General features: G+C 57.5%; 5 protein-coding genes. 2 read left to right on the top strand and 3 right to left on the bottom strand.

The window, feature by feature from the left end; all coding sequences use genetic code 11:
- Positions 1-59 precede the first annotated feature (59 nt).
- The 3 genes from AC1DWI_RS19405 to AC1DWI_RS19415 are packed head-to-tail and all read right to left on the bottom strand — an operon-like array spanning position 60 to position 762.
- Complete coding sequence (locus AC1DWI_RS19405) at positions 60-233, bottom strand: hypothetical protein (RefSeq protein WP_477668204.1); 174 nt, start codon at positions 231-233, stop codon at positions 60-62.
- Positions 230-601 (bottom strand): hypothetical protein, encoded by a 372-nt coding sequence (locus AC1DWI_RS19410; RefSeq protein WP_477725492.1) that lies wholly within the window; start codon positions 599-601, stop codon positions 230-232. Before AC1DWI_RS19410 ends, AC1DWI_RS19405 begins: the two co-directional genes overlap by 4 nt.
- On the bottom strand, positions 598-762 hold the full coding sequence (locus AC1DWI_RS19415) for a hypothetical protein (protein WP_457282142.1): 165 nt from the start codon (positions 760-762) through the stop codon (positions 598-600). Before AC1DWI_RS19415 ends, AC1DWI_RS19410 begins: the two co-directional genes overlap by 4 nt.
- A gap of 247 nt (positions 763-1,009) precedes the next feature.
- On the opposite strand from AC1DWI_RS19415, the gene AC1DWI_RS19420 reads away from it, so the two are divergent.
- Entirely contained in the window at positions 1,010-1,627 is a 618-nt protein-coding gene (locus AC1DWI_RS19420; RefSeq protein ID WP_477668206.1) for a DUF502 domain-containing protein, read from the top strand.
- A gap of 120 nt (positions 1,628-1,747) precedes the next feature.
- Positions 1,748-2,589: cation:dicarboxylate symporter family transporter (locus AC1DWI_RS19425; protein WP_477725493.1), on the top strand; the 842-nt coding region annotated here is incomplete at its 3' end.

The following is a 2,589-nucleotide window of genomic DNA, read 5'->3' on the forward strand; positions in this document are numbered from 1 at the left end:
GTGGGGCCGCACTTGCGACACGCTGCGGTGCCGCTGTGCCTGCATATTTATCCGGCGGACTATTCGTTGGGATTGTTGCCCTTGAGGCCGTGCTCGGCCTTGATGGCCAGCTGAATTTTCTCAAGCGCATCGATGAGCTGATCAATGCGTCGAAAATCTTTTACCGGCGCCGCCTCCAGGGCCTCAAGCTGTGCGCGGAGCCGCACGTACTCTGCTTGCAGATCGGGTTTCACGCAGGCACCGCACCCGGTTTGATGCCGGTGTCCCTTGCAGGGCGGATTTCCGGGCTACCGACCGCCATATTTTTCTTCGCAGAACTGGCAGCACCAAAAAGATCGACCTGCTGCGGCTCGTCGCTGCGCGGGYCGTATTGCAGGTCGGGGCCGATCAGGCGCTGCAACTCGCCGTAACCGGTGGCCAATGCAGTGTCATATGCGGCAAAACTGATCTCGGAGCAGGACACCGATTCAAACACCAGGGGATCTGCGTGGCTCTCGAGGATGCGCCAGCAAAATTCGCCCGGGGCGGGCTCTTCGACTGTCAGGGCAAGGGAACGCAAGGGGGCATTGAGCTGCGCATTGACCAGCGTGGATTGACTCATAAATATCCTAGAAAAAGGCCGTGATGGCCGGGCATGACGTTGTTGCGCAGTTGATAGCGCAGCCGAAAAATATCAAGGGAATGAAAGGTAACTTTCAGCATCGGCGCTTGCTCAGGTGCAAGCACGATGTGAGCGGGAAGAAGACCTGGGTCGGGGTTCATGTCAGCGCTGGGCTTGAGACTGTGGGGTTGATTGATTTCTTTGGGAAGCAGCAATGGGCAGTGGCATCACTGCGACAGTAGTTTAAGCACGAGACAGTGACATATCGCAGTGATTAGTACCGCAAAAATGTAGGAGAAGACCGACAACCCTCGGCGAGGCGCGTCATGCGAAATGGTTATATTGCAGGCTAGCCAGAAAAATGCACCATGCGCAACGCGCCTTAACGAAAAAGCCAACGAAAAGCCCATGAAAAGCCTCTATAAATATTTCTTTCGTGGCCTCATCACCATCCTGCCGGTGGCACTGACGGTATACCTTCTTTATATCTTCCTGGCGTGGATGGAAACTGCCGCCCTGTGGATCCTGCGCCCTCTTATCGGCAGTTTTTACCTGCCCGGCATGGGTCTGGCGTTCGGCATCCTGACCATCCTGGCGATTGGCTTCCTGGTATCCCAGCAAAGTGTGCGCAAAGTGCTGTCTTTCGCGGAATTGCCGTTTACCAATTTGCCGGTGGTCAAAAGCATCTACTCGTCGCTCAAGAGTTTTGCCGACTACTTTTCGCCTTCGGGCAAGCAGGGCGAGCAAAGCGTGGTGATATTGCGCATGCCTGGGCACGCGATGGAAATCGTGGGCCTGATCACACGTCGCAGCTTTGCCGACCTGCCTTCCGGATTCCTTCCGGGTGAGCGTGTTGCGGTTTATTTGCCCATGGGCTACATGATCGGCGGCTACACGGTGTTTGTGCCGACGGAGTGGGTACAGCCCATCGACATGTCGGTGGAGGAAGCCATGCGCTCGTCACTGATTGCGTGGATGGCCCGCCCGCCGGCCTCAGGTACTGGCAGCGGCAGCCCGGCCGGCTGAGCTTGCGCCGGAGCGGCGTAAAGATTTGTTATCTGTGGTTTCCCACATGGACAAATCGCGTGGCGGGGCTATATTGAACCCGTCCCCCACAACCCGCGCATTCGCTGATGCGACCCGGCCATGACAAGCACAACGACAACGAAGACAAGCCGCAAGCCACCCCTTTACAAATCGCTTTACTTCCAGGTGATCTGCGCCGTGATCGCCGGTGTGCTGCTGGGGCATTTTTACCCTGAGGCCGGAAAGCTCATGAAGCCGCTGGGCGACGGCTTCATCAAGCTCATCAAGATGATGATCGCACCCATCATCTTCTGCACCGTCGTGATCGGCATCGCCGGCATGGAGGACATGAAGAAGGTCGGCAAGACCGGCGGCCTGGCGCTGCTGTACTTTGAAGTCGTCAGCACCTTCGCGCTGATCATCGGGCTGGTCCTGGTCAACGTATTCAAGCCGGGCGAAGGCATGAATGTCGACGTGTCCACGCTGGACACCAAAGCCATCGCGGCTTATACCGGCCCCGGGAAGATGGTCGGCACGACCGACTTCATCATGAACATCATTCCGTCCACCGTGGTGGATGCCTTCGCCAAGGGTGAAATTCTGCAGGTGCTGCTGATCGCGGTGATGTTCGGCTTCGCGTTGCACCGTTTCGGCGGGCGCGGCACGCTGGTGTTCGACTTCGTCGAGAAAGCCTCGCATGTACTGTTCACCATTGTCGGCTTCATCATGAAGGTGGCGCCCATAGGCGCTTTCGGCGCAATGGCCTTCACCATAGGCGCTTATGGCGTGGACAGCCTGGTGTCGCTCGGCAAGCTGATGGCCGCTTTCTATGCGACCTGCCTGATCTTCATCTTCGTGGTGTTGGGCACCATTGCGCGCCTGCACGGGTTCAGCATCTGGAAGTTCATCAAGTACATCAAGGAAGAGCTGCTGATCGTGCTGGGCACCTCGTCGTCCGAGTC

This window comes from Polaromonas sp. P3_C2, from assembly GCF_056402675.1.